Origin of the sequence: Cellulosimicrobium sp. Marseille-Q4280 (assembly GCF_943181405.1) — a bacterium.
GTDB lineage: Bacteria > Actinomycetota > Actinomycetes > Actinomycetales > Cellulomonadaceae > Cellulosimicrobium.
Map to the genome: position 1 here is coordinate 392,252 of NZ_CALPBY010000004.1, position 15,112 is coordinate 407,363.

Below are 15,112 nucleotides of genomic sequence, written 5' to 3' on the forward strand. Positions count from 1 at the left end.
CTCGGTCTCGACCCGTCGGCTCAGCCGCGGGCGAGCGCAGGGGCGTCGAGGTCGGCGCCGACGGCGCGCAGGACGAAGGCCTCGGTCGCGGCGACGGCCTGCGCGCGCGCGACGGGGTCCTCCGGGGCGAGCCGGCCGGACAGGCACGCGTTGACGAGCTGGACCGTGGTGTCGATGTCCTGCGCCGGGAACTCGCCGGCGTCGATGCCCGACCGCACGATGCGCCGCAGGATCGCCTCGACGAGCTCGGCGTGCTCGCGCAGCCGCTGCCGTGTGGTGCGCGAGAGCACGGAGCGCAGGTCCGGACCCGGGGCCAGGTGGAAGACGCGCATGAGCTGGGCCTGCTGACGGATGTAGGTGCGCAGCTGCTCGACCGGGTCGTCCACGTCCTCGAGCGCGCGCTCGAGCGTGCCGACGTACTGCTCCGTCTCGTGGGTGATGAAGCCCAGGAGGAGCGCTTCCTTGTCGGGGAAGTGGTTGTAGACGGCCGTGCGGCCGACCCCCGCCGCGGCGGCGATGTCGGCGAGCGAGATGGCGTCGAAGCCGCGGTCCATCATGAGGTTCGAGAGCGCCGCGAACAGCTTCTGCCGGGTCTGCGCGCGGTGCTCGTGGAGCGAACCTCCGATGATCTTGGGCATGCTGACACCATAGGCATCCCGTGTCAGAACGCCAAACGCCGCAGGTCACGGCCGCGCTCTGCGACACTTCCGCCATGGACACGAGCGCGTTCCCCGACGGCGGTCCCGCGCAGGACGCCGCACCCGCCGACTTCCCGCCGGTCCCCGCCGACACCAAGGACTGGACGTGGGTCCTCGAACGGCCCTGCCCGGAGTGCGGCTTCGTCCCGGGCGACGTCACGCCGGACCAGGTCGGGGCCGCCGTCCGCGCCGCGGTGCCACGCTACGTCGCGGTCCTCGGGCGGGCGGACGTCCGCACGCGGCCCGACGCGACGACCTGGTCCCCGCTCGAGTACGCCGCGCACGTGCGCGACGTGTTCTCGATCTTCGACGTCCGGCTGCAGTCGATGGTCGAGGGCGACGACCCGCTCTTCGCGAACTGGGACCAGGACGCGACCGCGGTCGAGCAGGACTACGCGCACCAGGACCCGGCGGTCGTCGCCCGCGAGCTCGAGATCGCCGGCGACCAGGTCGCCGGGCGCTTCGACGCCCTGACGCCGGACCGGTGGGAGCGCCCGGGGCGCCGGTCGAACGGGTCCGTGTTCACGGTCCGTACGCTCGGGCAGTACTTCCTGCACGACGTCGTCCACCACCTCCACGACGTGCGCGCGGGCTGAGCGCGACCTCGCCACCACGGGCAGCACGGCCGAAAACGTGACACGCCTGTAACACCGTCGCATTCCGGACGTACTACGGTCCGGTCATGGACCCCGTCGTCGTCGCCGGTCTCGTGCCCGAGGCGCACGCCGGTGCCCACCTGCTCGCGGTGCCCCGCTCGCGCGGTACGGCACGGACCCCCGTCGACACGCTCGCCCGCGCCTGGTTCCCCGAGGCGGGGTGGACCACGGCTCCCGGAGGCGGCGGAGCGGCGCGGCCGATGGCGGGTGCCAGGTTCCGCGGCGTGGTGGCCGACACGGTGACCGCGCCGGGGGTGCTCCGGCTCCTCGAGGGCGCCCGCGCCGTCGGGCCGTTCCCGCTGACAGTCCCGCAGACGCAGGCGCTCGACCTCGCGAGCGGGGCGGCCGAGGTCTTCGCGCTCGAGCTCGACGACCCCGCGCCGCGCGGGGCGCCGGCAGCCGTGCCCGACGACCGGGACGGGATCGCGCGGGTCTTCCCCGGCGGGCTGCCGCAGGGCGCCGAGCTCCAGGTCGTGGGGTGGGCCGTCGCGGTGGCGCGGCGCGTGGGCGGCGCCGTCGTCGCCGACGGGCGGTCGGTCCTCACCCCGGACCCGGCCTCGGGGGTCGACCTCACGCTCTACTCGGCCCAGGTGCTGGCGCCCGAGGACGTGCTCGGCGTGCTGCGGACCGTGGTGCCGTCGGCGCAGCTCGTCGCGGTCGAGCCGCGCGCCGACGGGCCGTCGGACGTCGCGGCGTCCGGCGACACCCCGTACGACGGCGCGGTCCGGCTGTGGATGCAGCGCGTCCCGGAGGTGCCGCTCGCGCTCGGCGCGCTCGACTGGCGGGAGTACGGCCCGTACGCGTACCGCGTCTCGTGGAGCCCGGTGGACACCTACGAGCTCGAGGTCGAGCGGCCGTCCGGTCTCCACGCCATCGCGCGCTCGCGGGCCCGGGTGCTCGTGGCGCGGCTCGCCGCCATGCTCCAGGGCCGGCTCGCGGGCACGCTCGTCGACGACGGCGGCTTTGTGGTGCGCGACCTCGACCTCGACGCGCGCCTCACGCCGGCGCCGACCTCGACGTCGCAGTTCTGGGTCTGAGGAGGACGGGCGGCCGACACCGGGTGAACGGGCCGTGACGGCCCGACGGACTGTCCACAGAATTCGTCCACAGGCCTGTGGGCGACGTTGCCCTCGCGCGGGTGCGGCTGTGGACGAACCTGTGGTCGACGAGGGCCCGGAAATGACAACGGTGGGAACCCTTGCCCTCGCCCGGTCCGAGGACTACAAACGTGCCTATCGGCCTGGACGGGCGCACGTGGACGACGGTGTTCCGGCACGCAGAGCAGGGGTCATCCCGACCTCGCCGGCACCGGCAGGTGACACCACGGCGCGCACGTGAGGCACGGTCGACCGGAGAACGGTGGACGACCCGCGACCTCGGCCGCGGGCTGCGCGCGACGGCGCAGGCTCCGACCGGACCCGGAAGACCGACCGCGATCGGTGTCGTCGAGGAGACCGGACCCGTCTGGTCCCGCGACGGCACCGGGCCGCCACGTCGCGAGCGGCGCCCCGGCGGGCCACCCGGCCCGACCGCCCCGGGGTTGCGCGGCGACGGCGAGGCCCCTCGGAATCCTGCTCCGAGGGGCCTCGCTGCCATTGTCCCGCGAGGCCGCGCGCGACCACAGCCCCTGTGCGCGCGTGGTCGGGAGGCGCCGGGCGGGCCCGTGCTGTCGCTGCCTCGTGCGGGTGCCTACGCTCGACCCATGAGCAACCTGGAGACCCGTCCGGAAGAGCGCGTGTGCACCGCGGGCGCGTCGCACGACCCGGACCGCGGCGCCGTCGAGATCCTGGAGCACCGCGACGTCCCTCTCGGCGGGACGCGGGCGATGCAGGTGCGCCGGACGATCCCGCAGCGCGCGCGGTCGCTCGTCGGGGCGTGGTGCTTCCTCGACCACTACGGGCCCGACCCGCTGCCCGCGATCGGTGACGGGACCGACGGCATGCAGGTCCCGCCGCACCCGCACACCGGCCTGCAGACCGTCTCGTGGCTGTTCGCGGGGGAGATCCTGCACCGCGACTCCGTCGGCTCCCTGCAGACCGTCCGTCCCGGCGAACTCAACCTCATGACCGCGGGCCGGGGGATCTCGCACTCCGAGGAGACGCCGCGCGGCGTCCGCCCGCCCGTGCTGCACGGCGTCCAGCTCTGGGTCGCTCTCCCCGGCGACCGCCTCGCCGACGCGCCCGCGTTCGAGCACCACGCCGACCTCCCCGTCGCGACGGACGGCGGCGCGCGGGTCCAGGTTTTCCTCGGCGCGCTGACGGTGGCCGGCGCCGAGCTGCGATCTCCCGCGACGGCGTACACGCCTCTGGTGGGTGCCCAGCTCGACCTCGAGCCGGGCGCGCGCGTCGTGCTCGACGTCGACGCCGCGTTCGAGCACGGGCTCCTCGTGGACGACGGCGCGGTGCGGCTCGAGCACGAGGCGATCCCGGTGGCGTCCCTCGGGTACGTGGCGCCCGGTCGCCGGACGCTGACCGTCGAGGCCGGCCCCGACGGCCCGGCGCGCGCGGTTCTCGTCGGCGGCGAGCCGTTCGGGGAGGACATCGTCATGTGGTGGAACTTCGTGGGCCGCTCGCACGACGACGTCGCCCGCGCCCGCGAGGAGTGGCAGACCCAGCTCGTGGTCGACGGCGAGGACGGATCGGACGGCTCACCGGAGAACGGCCCGAACCCGGACCGCGGACCGGGCCGGAGCCCGCGGCGCGGTGGGACGCGCTACGCCGAGGGCGCGGCGTCGGGCCGGTACGGGCAGGTCGTCGGGTACGACGGCGGCCCGCTGCCGGCCCCCGTGCTCCCCGACGTCCGCCTCCGCCCGCGCACCCGTCCTGCGAGCACCGCGGGGCGCCCGCCGAGGTAGAACCGGAGGCCACGAGGTAGAGCTCCGTGGGCTCTCTCTCGCGACGCCGGGTTCTACCTCGCGGCGGGCCCTCGCCTGCCAGGAGCGCCGACCGCCGTCGGTAGACTGCCGCGCATGGCCAAGAACTCCACGCCCGACTTCGTGCTGCGTCCGTTCGAGGGGCTGCCCGGCGAGACCGACTGGGTCGCGATGCGCGAGGTCGTGCCCTCGGCCACCGCGACGGCCCGCACGACCGCCGAGCACGGGTCGCGCGACGTCCTCGTCGTCACCGTCCTCCCCGCCGGCTGGGCGGCGCTGCACCGTCAGGACGGGGTCGTCCTGCTCGCCGTCCAGACGCTCGCCGGCTCCGGCGACACGAGCCGTGACCTCGCTGCGGCGCTCCTCGAGGCGATCGACGTCGAGCCGGGCACCTCGGTCGAGCTCGGCGCCCTCCCCGGCGCGGGGCCGCGACTGCAGGACGTCCTCGACCTCGACGTCCCGTTCGAGGTGACGGTCCACGAGGACTTCGCGTACTGGCTCGACCCGACGCAGGAGGTCACGCCCGACGTTCAGGCGTCGCTCGACGAGGCGGCGGGCTCGATGGTCCCGACCGTGAAGCTCGACGCCGTCCCGTCCGCGTACTGGTGCCGCATGTCGCGCGAGTTCCTGCGCTGGGCCCGGCCCGAGCCGGAGGACGCGCTCATCGATGGGATCTCGCGCCTGCACGCGCGCCGCGAGTCGGGCCTCGCCGACGGGAAGTTCGTCGGTGCGTTCCGCTCGAGCGGGCTGCTCGTGCCCGTGTGGGAGCTCCCGCGCGGCACGGAGGCCGACGAGCTCGAGGGCCCGGTCGCCGAGCTCGACGCGCGCCTCGCCGAGGCGCTGGCCGTCACCGAGCCGCTCGACGCGAACGAGCGCCGCGCCCGCGCGGGCATCGTGTCGCGCCAGGTCACGCTGCGCTGACACGCTGGACGGCCTCCGCGCCGACCGCTCGCACGGCGGGTCCGGTGTCGCTCCGGCACCGGACCGGCCGTGCGGCAGGCTCTGTCCGTCGGGGCCGGGGTCGAGTAGGATCCCGGGCGGCGTCGGGAGATCTCGTGACGCACCGCGAAGGGTTCGCCGCAGATCTCGGGCGACACTCCTGGCGATTCTGCGGTCAACTCTTTGCACTACTAGGCTGGGCGGCGTGAACGCGGACCATCGGTCGACCGAGACGAGGAGCGAGCCTGGGCGCGGCGTGCCCGCGAAGGCAGCGTCTCCCCAGCCCCCGACCTACCTCTCGGCGTCCGGCACCCGGGCGAGGACCCCACGACCGACGCACGACGGTGCCCGCAGCGGCCGTGCCGTCCGCCAGCGCGTCGCGGTGATCATCCCGGCGAAGGACGAGTCCCGGCGCATCGCCGCGACGGTCCGCGCGGCCAAGGCGATCCCGCACGTCGACCTCGTGCTCGTCGTGGACGACGGGAGCGAGGACGACACCCAGCACGTCGCGCGCGAGGCGGGGGCCGTCGTCGTGCGCCACTCCCACAACCGCGGCAAGGCGGCGGCCATGGAGACCGGCGCCGCGGTCGTCGCGATGCGCGACGCCCCGGACCGCCCGCCACGCCTGCTGCTCTTCATCGACGGCGACCTCGGCGAGAGCGCCGTCAACACGGCGCCTCTCGTGCCGCCGGTCCTGGAGGGGCACTCCGACGTCGCGATCGCCCTCCTGCCGCCGCAGCCCGGCGCCGGCGGGCGCGGGATCGTCGTGGGCGCCGCACGCCGCGCGATCCAGTCGATGACCGGGTGGACGCCCACGCAGCCCCTCTCGGGCATGCGCTGCCTGACGCGTGAGGCCTTCGAGGCGGCCACGCCGCTGGCGCGCGGCTGGGGCGTGGAGACCGGCATGACCATCGACCTGCTCCGCCAGGGGTACGTGGCGGTCGAGGTGCCGTGCGACCTGCGGCACCGAGCGTCGACCAACGACCTCAAGGGGCAGCTCCACCGGGCCGCCCAGTACCGCGACGTGCTCGTGGCCGTGAACGCGCGCAAGGTGCGCTACGCCGTCGACAAGGTGCGAACGGCCACGAGGTAGCCGTCCCCGGCCGTCCCGCTCGAGGCGGTGCGGGCGGTGCGTGCCGTGCGGGCCCTCAGGTGGTCCGGCCAGGTCCTGCCGTGACCGCGTCCTGCCCCGCGCTCGTGCTCCGTCGGACGACCGCGCCGTCGGGCACGTCGCCGTCCGGGCCGTCGGGCGCGGGGTCCCCGGCCGCGTGGAGCGCGGCGAGCGTGAGCAGGGGCACCGCCGGGATCAGGGCGATGAGAGCGATGCGCACCCCGAAGTCGTTGACGACCGACCCGGCCACGCACACGATCCACAGCGCCAGGACCGTCGGGCGCAGGAGCGGCCAGGCCGCCTCGGTGCGCGCGAACCAGCGCGGCGTGAACCGGCGCGGCGCGAAGAGGAGCAGGGCTGCCGCGACGAGCACGAGGATCGTGATCCAGACGGGCACGCCGCCCAGCACCGACCGGAGCGCGTAGCCCGCCTTGCGCAGGAGCGTCTCCCAGGCCGAGCCGTCGACGACCTGCTCGACGAAGCGGCCGAGGTGCGAGCGCTGGTCCGCGGGGCGCAGGTAGTCCAGCACGCCGACCGCGGCCACGGCCGCGACGCCCGCCGCCGCCACCACGAGGAACCGTCGCCACGTGACGCGCGCGCCCGACGCCGCGAGGCCCAGCACCGCGAAGGCCGGCACGACGACGAGCCCGCCACCGAGGTCGGCACCGAGCGTCGGCCACACGTCGACGACCATGGTCACGACGCCGATCCCGGCGACGACCGCGGCGGCCGTGCGCGGGCGCTCGCGCCGCACGAGCCACTGCGCGAGCGCCGCGGCGAGCACGAGAGCCGCGACCGCGTACACGGAGAACGTCGGGTTGCCGAAGCCGTAGAACCGCGCGCCGAACGTCGGTGCGGAGCCCAGCGGGCTCGCCCGGTTGAGCGGCGTCCCCACGAGCGCGTCGAGCGTGAGCACGCCGAACGTGATCCCCGCGACGAGGCCAGGGCCGAGCCACACGGGTCGCCGTGGGGCGAGCGCGCCGAGGCCCGCGACGGCGGCGGTCGAGAGCACGGTCGCGACCACCATCGCGACCGTCTGCTCGCCGAACCGCCACCAGCCGGTGAGCGACACGACGAACGCGGCGGCGGGAACCGCCGCGACGACGAGCGCCGCCCCGCGGGCCCAGCGGGCCGCGCGCGCCCAGCGCAGCCGGGCACGGTCGCCCGTGGCCCGTCGTGCGCGCGGCGCGAGCAGCAGGCACAGCCCCGCGAGCGCCAGGCCCGCGTAGAACGGGACGTCGACGAAGTACGTGTACACGGCGCGGCGCACGTGGTCCCGGGACGTGAGGTCGGCGAGCGCGTCCGCGGTGGTCGCCGCGTCCGGGGGGCGCGGGGTGCCCCACGCGAGCGGCGTGTCCTGCACGCGCACCGGCGGTGCGAGCGCCGCGGCGTCGAGGATCGTCGCGGGCACGTCGAGCACGCGGGCGACTCCGTCCGTCCGGGTCGCCGCGCTCGTGAGGTACCGGGCCTGCTCGGGGCCGTCCGACGACGGCCGGACGAGCGCGGTGCCGAGCACCGGCCGGCCGCCCGGCGTCCCGGTCACGTCGACGACGAGCACGGTGGTCCTGGCGGGCACCCGGTCGAGCACGGCGTCGACCGTCGCGTCGACGGCCGCGAGCCGCTCGGCGCGCAGCGCGTCGCGGACGGCGGTGCGCTCTTCCGGGGGGAGCGTCGGGTCGGCGGGCGGGGCCGTCGCGTCCCCGGCGTCGACGACCGTCACCGGGCAGTCGTACGCGTCGCCGTCGGCCGTGGTGGCATCGGCCAGCTCGCGGTAGCGCGCGACGTCCCCGTCCGCGTCGGCGAGCGCGAGGGCGGCACCCGGTCCGACGGCGGTCGCGCACGCCGCGCGCCCGGCCCTGGCGAACGTGTCGCCCAGGACGCCGAGGCGCGCCTGGTACCCGGAGCCCTGCTGGAGCGCGACGAGGTCGTCCCAGCCGTCGACCCGGGCGCCGTCGCCGGCAGGGACGGGCTGCGCCGTCGGGCACTCCCACGTGCCGTCCGCGGCCCGGCCGGACGCGACCTCGGTGAGCTGTCCGGCGGAGAGCGCGAGCCACCCGCCCGCGGTGCACCGGCTCGCGGCGCCCGTCGGCTGCGCGACGCCCGCGGCGCCCGCGCCGTCGGTGAGCAGCGCGTTGAGCGTCGGGGTGCGCAGCTCGGCGACGTCCTCCCACGTGACGCCGGTCGTGCCCACGACGACGAGCGGTCGGTCGGTCGCGACGGCGTCCGCCCGGGTGGGGGAGACCTCGGCGCCCGCTCGCGCCGCCGCCGACGCGGGGCGCAGGCCGCTCGAGCCCAGGACCGCCGAGGCGAGCAGGACCACGAGCAGGAGGCCACCGCCGACGGCGAGCAGCATCGACGGCATCCGGCGGACGCCCGGCTCGGGCAGCGCGCGCCCCTGCAGCGCGCGATCCGGCCGGTCGCGCCCCGCCGTCGGAGCCGCGGCGGGCAGCGCGGTGAACCCCGGCACGACCATCGCGGCGCCGACGACGAGCACCATCGCGCCGATGATCACGCCCGAGTCGTTGAGCAACGACCCGACGCCCGCCACGACCACGAGCGACACGACGACGGGGCGCAGCAGCGACCACCTCTCGTACGCGCGGGCGACCTCGGGCAGTCGCGCCCGGTCCGGCCGCAGCACCGCGAGGGCCACGAGGACGACGAGCACCGCCGCGACCGCCCCGACCGGGTTCGCGACGGTCGCCCACGCACCGAGAGCCTTCCGCCAGACCACCTCGAGGGCACCGCCGTCGACGACCGTCTGGACGAACCCGCCGAGGTGCGACGAGCCGCCGGGCAGGAGCCAGTCGACCACCGCGACGAGCGCGACCGCGAGGACTGTCACGGCCGCGACGACGAGCACGCGCGCTCCCGTGATGCGGACCTGCGCGACGAGCAGCGCGAGGACCGCGAACGCGGGGACGAGCGCGAGGATCCCGCCGAAGTCGGCGCCGAACGCGGGCCAGCCGTCGATGACGACCGTCACGAGGCCGACGGCGACGACGCACCACGCCGCGAGGCGTCGCCGGCCGCGGCCGATCGCCGCCGTCGCGAGACCGCCGGCGAGGACGAGGCCCGCGACGGCGTACACCGCGAACGTCACGTTGTTGAAGCCGTAGAACCGCGTGAAGCCGACGACGGCCGACGTCCCGAGGAGCGACGCCTGCTGGAGGGTCGTGCCGGTCGCGCCGTCCACGGTGAGGACGAGCCAGGTGACCCCGGCGAGCGCCGTCGGGAGCGCCCACGGCTCCCGGGGCAGGAGCCGCGACACCCCCCAGGCGGCGAGGGCCACGACGACGGCGCTCACCGCGAGCGCGAGCGTGAGGGCTGCGGCGGGCGAGCTCCAGACCCACCACCGGGACAGGCTCGCGAGCGACGCGGCGACCGGGGCCGAGGCCGCGATCATCAGCACGGCGGTGACGACGCGGCGCCCTGCCGGACCGGGACGCGCGGGCTCGCCGCGCCGGGCGGCGGAGCGTCTGACCCACAGCGCGCCGCCGAGAGTCGCGACGAGGGTCGCCACGAGCAGGCCGACGAGCACCGGGTAGTGCGTCGGGATGGTGCTCGTCAGGACGTTGAGGTATTGGCGGTTCTCGACCGTGCGCGCCACGTCGAGGCGGCGGGTCTCGCCGAGCTCGAGCGGCGCGCCGACGAGACCCTCGGTGCTCCCGCCCGCCGCCTCGACGACCGTCGCGGTGAGGTCGACGAGCTGGACGATGCCGTCCTTCTGCGTGCTCGGCGAGTGCAGCCACTGCCCCGTCGCCTCGCCCTTGCGCCAGTCGACGACGACCTGGAGCCCCGGCTCGCCCACGGGGTCGGCCGAGATGCCCGCGACGAGGACGCGCGTTCCCCGCGCGACCTCGCCCATGACGCGGTCGAGCGTGTCGTCGAGCGCGTCGAGGCTCTCGCCACGACCCGCGGCGGTGTCGACGAGCTCGCCCTGGTCCACGACCGTGACGTCGCACGCCTCGAGCCCGCCCTCGGGCAGGGCGTCCAGCGTCGGCGCGTACCGGGCGACGTGGCCCGTGCCGTCGGCCAGCATGAGGGCCGCGCCCGGTCCGACGGCCGTCGTGCAGACCCCCGTGGGCGCGAGGCGCGCGGCGAGGGTCCCGGGCGCGTGCTGCGTCGCCGTCGGCGGGTCCGCCTCGGTGGCGGGCGTGACGAGCGTCGACCAGCCGGGGACGTCGACGGGGGCCGGTGTCGTGGCCCCGACCGGCGTGGGAATCGGCGGGCACCCGGTCGCCGCCGGGTCCTCGGCGGTCGTCGAGCCGGCGTCCGCGGTCCCGTCGGGGACGGGCTCCGCGACGTGCTCGGCGGTCGAGATCGTCTGCCCGGCGGAGAGCGTGAGCCAGGCGTCGGTGGGGCACGTGCGCCCGACGTTCATCGACGCCACCGACCCGGACCGGATCATCGTCCACAGCGACGGTGTCGCCGAGGGGGAGACGTCGCTCCAGTAGAGGCCGGCGACGGCGACGAGGACCACCGGCTCGGGGTCGTGCGTCGGCACGGTCGTGGCGTCGTCCGTCTCGGCCCCCGCGGCCGTGAGCGCGGGGAGGCCGAGGAGCACCACGGCCAGCAGGGTGAGGACGGCACGAGCACCGCGGGCCGGGAAGGTCACCGGACCAGCGTACGGGGGCGGGTCCGTGCCGTCGGGGCGCCCGGGGGTCACGACGAGGGTCCGACCGGAACGCTCACGCCCCCTCCACGGGGTCCGGCTCAGGCGGTGCGCACCACGAGCGCCCCGGGGTCGACCCGGCACTCGAGCTCGACCGCCTGGCCGAGCACGTCGCCGTCGACCTGCGCCTGCTCGCCGCCCTCGACGCGGACGCGCACCCGGCGGGCCCGGGTGTGGTCGATCCGGCCGATCTTCGCGGGCAGCTCGTTGCGCACGCCGAAGCCCTGCATGACGACCTCGCCGAACAGCTGGGCCCACCCCACGATCCCGCCGCGCGTGTCGACCGCCGCGACGTCGAGCACGCCGTCGTCGATGACGGCGTCGGGCAGGAGCGTGATGCCTCCCGGCAGCCGCCCGCAGTTGCCGATCATGAGCGAGCGCAGGCGCGCGTCCACCGGCGGCCGGTCGTCGAGCTGGATGGTGGCACGCATGCGGCGACCGTGCAGGTGGCGGATCCCCGCGACGAAGTACGCCATCCAGCCGACCTTCGCCTTGAGGACGTCGTCCGCGTCGGCGACCATCGCGGCGTCGAACCCGAGCCCGGCGATCACGAGGAAGATGTGCTCCTTGCCGCCCGGGCCGTCCGGGGGCGTGACCGGGGGGATGCGGTCCTCGTCGCCCGGGACCTCGCCGGGCTTCTCCGCCCAGCGCAGGACGCGGGCCCACCCGACGTCTACCGGGCGGTCGGCGCCGGCGATGACGACCCGCAGCGCGGCACGCGCGTCGCCGACCGGGAGGTCGAGGTTGCGCGCGAGGAGGTTGCCCGTGCCGACGGGGACCAGGCCCATCGGGCGTCCGCTGCCGACCATCGCCTCGGCGACCGCACGCACCGTCCCGTCGCCGCCCACCGCGACGACGACGTCCGCGCCCCTGGCGAGCGCCGCGCGCGTCTGACCGACGCCCGGGTCCTCGATCGTCGTCTCGAGCCAGAGCGGGGCGGGGAGCGCGGCCTCCGCGAAGGTGGCGCGCACCGTGGCCTCGAGGGCGGGGACGCCGGGCTTCGACGGGTTGGCGACGAACGCGACGAGCTCGCGCGGGTCGTCCTCCGGCCCCTCGGCGTCCGGCGCGCCGCCCGCCGCGCGCTCCACGGCGCGGCGCTGGCGCTCCTGCTGCGCACGCAGCGACAGCACGAGCACGAGCGCGACCAGCGCGACCGCGAGGGCGGCGAACGCCAGCCACAGCTCCCATCTCATGGGCGCCACCGTAGTCCCCGGCCTCTCGACGCAGCCCCGGGCCGGTCCGGTCGGGGACCCTCCGGCCCGCAGGCCTCCGCGTTCGTTAGGCTGCACGGGTGATCGACCTCCGCCTCCTGCGCGACAACCCCGACCTCGTCCGAGCCAGCCAGGTCGCCCGTGGTGACGACCCCGCGCTCGTCGACTCCGCCCTCGACGCCGACGCGCGCCACCGCGCGTCGCTCACCGAGTTCGAGCAGCTGCGTGCGGAGCAGAAGTCCCTCGGGAAGCAGGTCGCCCAGGCGCAGGGCGAGGAGAAGACGGCGCTGCTCACGCGCACCAAGCAGCTCGCGCAGGACGTCAAGGCCCGCCAGGCCGACGCCGACGCCGCGGCCGAGGAGCTCCGTGGCCTGCAGTACCGCATCTCGAACGTCATCGCGGGTGCCCCTCCCGGCGGCGAGGACGACTACGTCGTGCTGCGCGAGGAGGGCACGATCCGCGACTTCGCGGCGGAGGGCTTCACGCCGCGCGACCACCTCGACATCGGCGAGGGCCTGCGCGCGATCGACACCGAGCGCGGCGCCAAGGTGTCGGGCGCGCGGTTCTACTACCTCACCGGCGTCGGGGCGCGGCTCGAGCTCGCGCTGCTCAACGCGGCGATGGACCAGGCGATCGCGGCGGGGTTCACGCCCGTCATCACGCCGACCCTCGTGCGGCCCGAGGTCATGCAGGGCACCGGGTTCCTCGGCGCGCACGCGGACGAGGTCTACCGGCTCGAGGCCGACGACCTCTACCTCGTCGGCACGAGCGAGGTCGCGCTCGCGGGCTACCACGCGAACGAGATCGTCGACCTGTCGGACGGGCCGCTGCGCTACGCCGGCTGGAGCGCGTGCTACCGCCGCGAGGCCGGCTCGTACGGCAAGGACACGCGCGGCATCATCCGCGTGCACCAGTTCCACAAGGTCGAGATGTTCTCGTGGTGCGACCCGGCCGACGCCGAGGCCGAGCACCAGCGCCTCCTCGGCTGGGAGGAGGAGATGCTGCGCAAGGCCGAGCTGCCCTACCGCGTCATCGACACCGCCGCCGGGGACCTCGGGTCGAGCGCCGCGCGGAAGTTCGACTGCGAGGCGTGGCTGCCCACGCAGAACCGCTATCTCGAGCTCACGTCGACGTCGAACTGCACCACGTTCCAGGCCCGCCGCCTCGGCGTGCGCGAGCGCGTCGAGGTCGACGGCCGGACGGAGACGCGGACCGTCGCGACGCTCAACGGCACGCTCGGCACGACGCGCTGGATCGTGGCGATCCTCGAGAACCACCAGCAGGCCGACGGCTCGGTCCGCGTGCCCGAGGGGCTGCGGCCCTACCTCGGCGGCCTCGAGGTCCTCGAGCCGGTCCGCTGAGCATGGCGGACGGGGACGCCCTGCTCGTCGCGCTCGACGTCGACGGCACGCTCATGTCGTACGACCAGGAGATGTCGGACGACGTGCGCGACGTCGTCGCGGACCTGCGCGCCGCGGGTCACCACGTGGTCCTCGCGTCGGGGCGGTCCCTCGTCGCCATGACGCCCGTCGCGGAGGTCCTCGGGATCGACAGCGGCTGGCTCGTCGCGTCGAACGGGTCGGTGACGGCGCGGCTCGACCCCGAGCAGGCCGAGGGGTACGTCCTGCAGGACGTCGTGACGTTCGACCCCGGACCGGCGCTGCGTCTCCTGCGCGAGCACCTGCCGAACGCCCGGTACGCGGTCGAGGACATCGGTGTCGGGTTCCGCATGAACGAGCTCTTCCCCGACGGGGAGCTCGACGGGGTGCACCGCGTCGTCGACTTCGACGAGCTGTGGTCGGGGGAGGTGACGCGCGTCGTCGTGCGCGCGCCGGAGTCCACGAGCGAGGACTTCCACGAGCTCGTCGAGCGGCTCGGCCTCGAGGACGTCACCTACGCCGTCGGCTGGACCGCGTGGATGGACCTCGCCCCCCTCGGCGTCACGAAGGCGACCGCGCTGGAGCAGGTGCGGCGGGCGCTGCACGTCCAGCCGCACCGCACGGTCGCGATCGGTGACGGCCGCAACGACGTCGACATGCTGCGCTGGGCGGCGCGCGGCGTCGCCATGGGCCATGCGGACGACGTCGTGCAGGCGGCCGCCGACGAGGTGACCGGGTCGATCGCCGACGACGGCGCCGTCCAGCTCCTGCGCACCCTCCTGCCCTGACCGCGAGGTAGTACCCCGGTCGCGCGAGGTGGTACGCGGGTTGCGCGAGGTAGCACCCCGGTCGCGCGAGGTAGTACGCGGGTTGCGCGAGGTAGTACGCGGGTTGCGACAGCGGTACTCCCTCGGCCGGTATCGTCGGCGCTCGTGGACGCCGCAGCCGACCCAGCCGCAGCCGAGCCGACGGGCGCCGACGCGACGGCCGTCCGGGTCCGAGGTGCCCGGCCCGACGACGCCGCGGCGGTCTGGCCGCTCGTCCAGGAGCTCGCGACGTCGTACGTCCCGGAGCGCGCAGCGTTCGACGCGTCGTTCCCCGCCCTGCTCGCCGCACCGGACGCGTTCGCCGTGGTGGCGGAGGCGGGCGACGCCCTCGTCGGCTACCTCGTGGCGCACCGCCACGGGACCCTCTACGCCAACGCCCCGGTGGTGTGGGTCGGGGAGGTCGTGGTCGACGCCGCAGCCCGACGCCGTGGGGTCGGCCGGCTCCTGCTCGGCGCGGCCGAGGAGTGGGCGTCCGGGTCCGGGGCCGCCTACGTGTCGCTCGCGACGCGCCGGGCCGCGGACTTCTACACCGCGCTCGGCTACGAGGCGTCCGCGACGTTCTTCCGCAAGCAGCTCGGAGCGTGAACGACACAGGTCCCGACGGCCGACGGCCGACGGGCGCCCGGAGCGCGAAGTAGTACCGCTGTCCGCGAGGTAGTACCGCGGTCCTCCCCGGTACTTCCCCTCGGTAGACCGCGGTACTACTTCGGCCCACCCGGGTGCCACCTCGCGGACCGTTGTACT

The 15,112-nt window shown here is 75.7% G+C and carries 11 protein-coding genes; 8 read left to right on the top strand and 3 right to left on the bottom strand.

All coding sequences use genetic code 11. From position 1 onward, the window contains the following. Nucleotides 1–20 precede the first annotated feature (20 nt). The gene (locus tag NFS20_RS13040) at nucleotides 21–638 is read right to left on the bottom strand and encodes a TetR/AcrR family transcriptional regulator (RefSeq protein ID WP_251152211.1); all 618 of its coding nucleotides are present in this window, start codon (nucleotides 636–638) and stop codon (nucleotides 21–23) included. Nucleotides 639–712: 74 nt separating this feature from the next. On the opposite strand from NFS20_RS13040, the gene NFS20_RS13045 reads away from it, so the two are divergent. The 5 genes from NFS20_RS13045 (at nucleotide 713) to NFS20_RS13065 (ending at nucleotide 6,258) form a co-directional block, all read left to right on the top strand. Continuing rightward, a complete protein-coding gene (locus tag NFS20_RS13045; RefSeq protein ID WP_251152212.1) occupies nucleotides 713–1,294 on the top strand; it encodes a DinB family protein in 582 nt (193 codons plus the stop codon). A gap of 86 nt (nucleotides 1,295–1,380) precedes the next feature. After that, on the top strand, nucleotides 1,381–2,391 hold the full coding sequence (locus NFS20_RS13050; RefSeq protein WP_251152213.1) for a hypothetical protein: 1,011 nt from the start codon (nucleotides 1,381–1,383) through the stop codon (nucleotides 2,389–2,391). A 665-nt stretch (nucleotides 2,392–3,056) separates the two neighbouring features. Further along, complete coding sequence (locus NFS20_RS13055) at nucleotides 3,057–4,208, top strand: pirin family protein (RefSeq protein ID WP_251152214.1); 1,152 nt, start codon at nucleotides 3,057–3,059, stop codon at nucleotides 4,206–4,208. A gap of 114 nt (nucleotides 4,209–4,322) precedes the next feature. Then, entirely contained in the window at nucleotides 4,323–5,147 is an 825-nt protein-coding gene (locus NFS20_RS13060; RefSeq protein WP_251152215.1) for a DUF5926 family protein, read from the top strand. A 223-nt stretch (nucleotides 5,148–5,370) separates the two neighbouring features. Continuing rightward, nucleotides 5,371–6,258: a glycosyltransferase family 2 protein gene (locus NFS20_RS13065; RefSeq protein ID WP_463103710.1), complete on the top strand. Its 888-nt coding sequence runs from the start codon at nucleotides 5,371–5,373 to the stop codon at nucleotides 6,256–6,258. A gap of 55 nt (nucleotides 6,259–6,313) precedes the next feature. On the opposite strand, the gene NFS20_RS13070 is transcribed toward NFS20_RS13065, so the two are convergent. After that, entirely contained in the window at nucleotides 6,314–10,894 is a 4,581-nt protein-coding gene (locus NFS20_RS13070) for a RodZ family helix-turn-helix domain-containing protein (RefSeq protein WP_251152216.1), read from the bottom strand. 98 nt (nucleotides 10,895–10,992) lie between these two features. Further along, the gene (locus NFS20_RS13075; RefSeq protein ID WP_251152217.1) at nucleotides 10,993–12,144 is read right to left on the bottom strand and encodes a diacylglycerol/lipid kinase family protein; all 1,152 of its coding nucleotides are present in this window, start codon (nucleotides 12,142–12,144) and stop codon (nucleotides 10,993–10,995) included. Between the two features lie 98 nt (nucleotides 12,145–12,242). Between NFS20_RS13075 and serS the strand changes: the two genes are divergently transcribed. The 3 genes from serS to NFS20_RS13090 all read left to right on the top strand — a co-directional run bounded on the left by serS (nucleotide 12,243) and on the right by NFS20_RS13090 (nucleotide 14,953). After that, nucleotides 12,243–13,523 carry a serine--tRNA ligase gene (gene serS / locus NFS20_RS13080; protein WP_251152218.1) on the top strand — a complete coding sequence of 427 codons (1,281 nt, stop codon included), beginning with the start codon at nucleotides 12,243–12,245 and terminating at the stop codon, nucleotides 13,521–13,523. Between the two features lie 2 nt (nucleotides 13,524–13,525). Further along, nucleotides 13,526–14,329 carry an HAD family hydrolase gene (locus tag NFS20_RS13085; protein WP_251152219.1) on the top strand — a complete coding sequence of 268 codons (804 nt, stop codon included), beginning with the start codon at nucleotides 13,526–13,528 and terminating at the stop codon, nucleotides 14,327–14,329. Nucleotides 14,330–14,473: 144 nt separating this feature from the next. Further along, a complete protein-coding gene (locus NFS20_RS13090) occupies nucleotides 14,474–14,953 on the top strand; it encodes a GNAT family N-acetyltransferase (protein WP_251152220.1) in 480 nt (159 codons plus the stop codon). Nucleotides 14,954–15,112 lie beyond the last annotated feature (159 nt).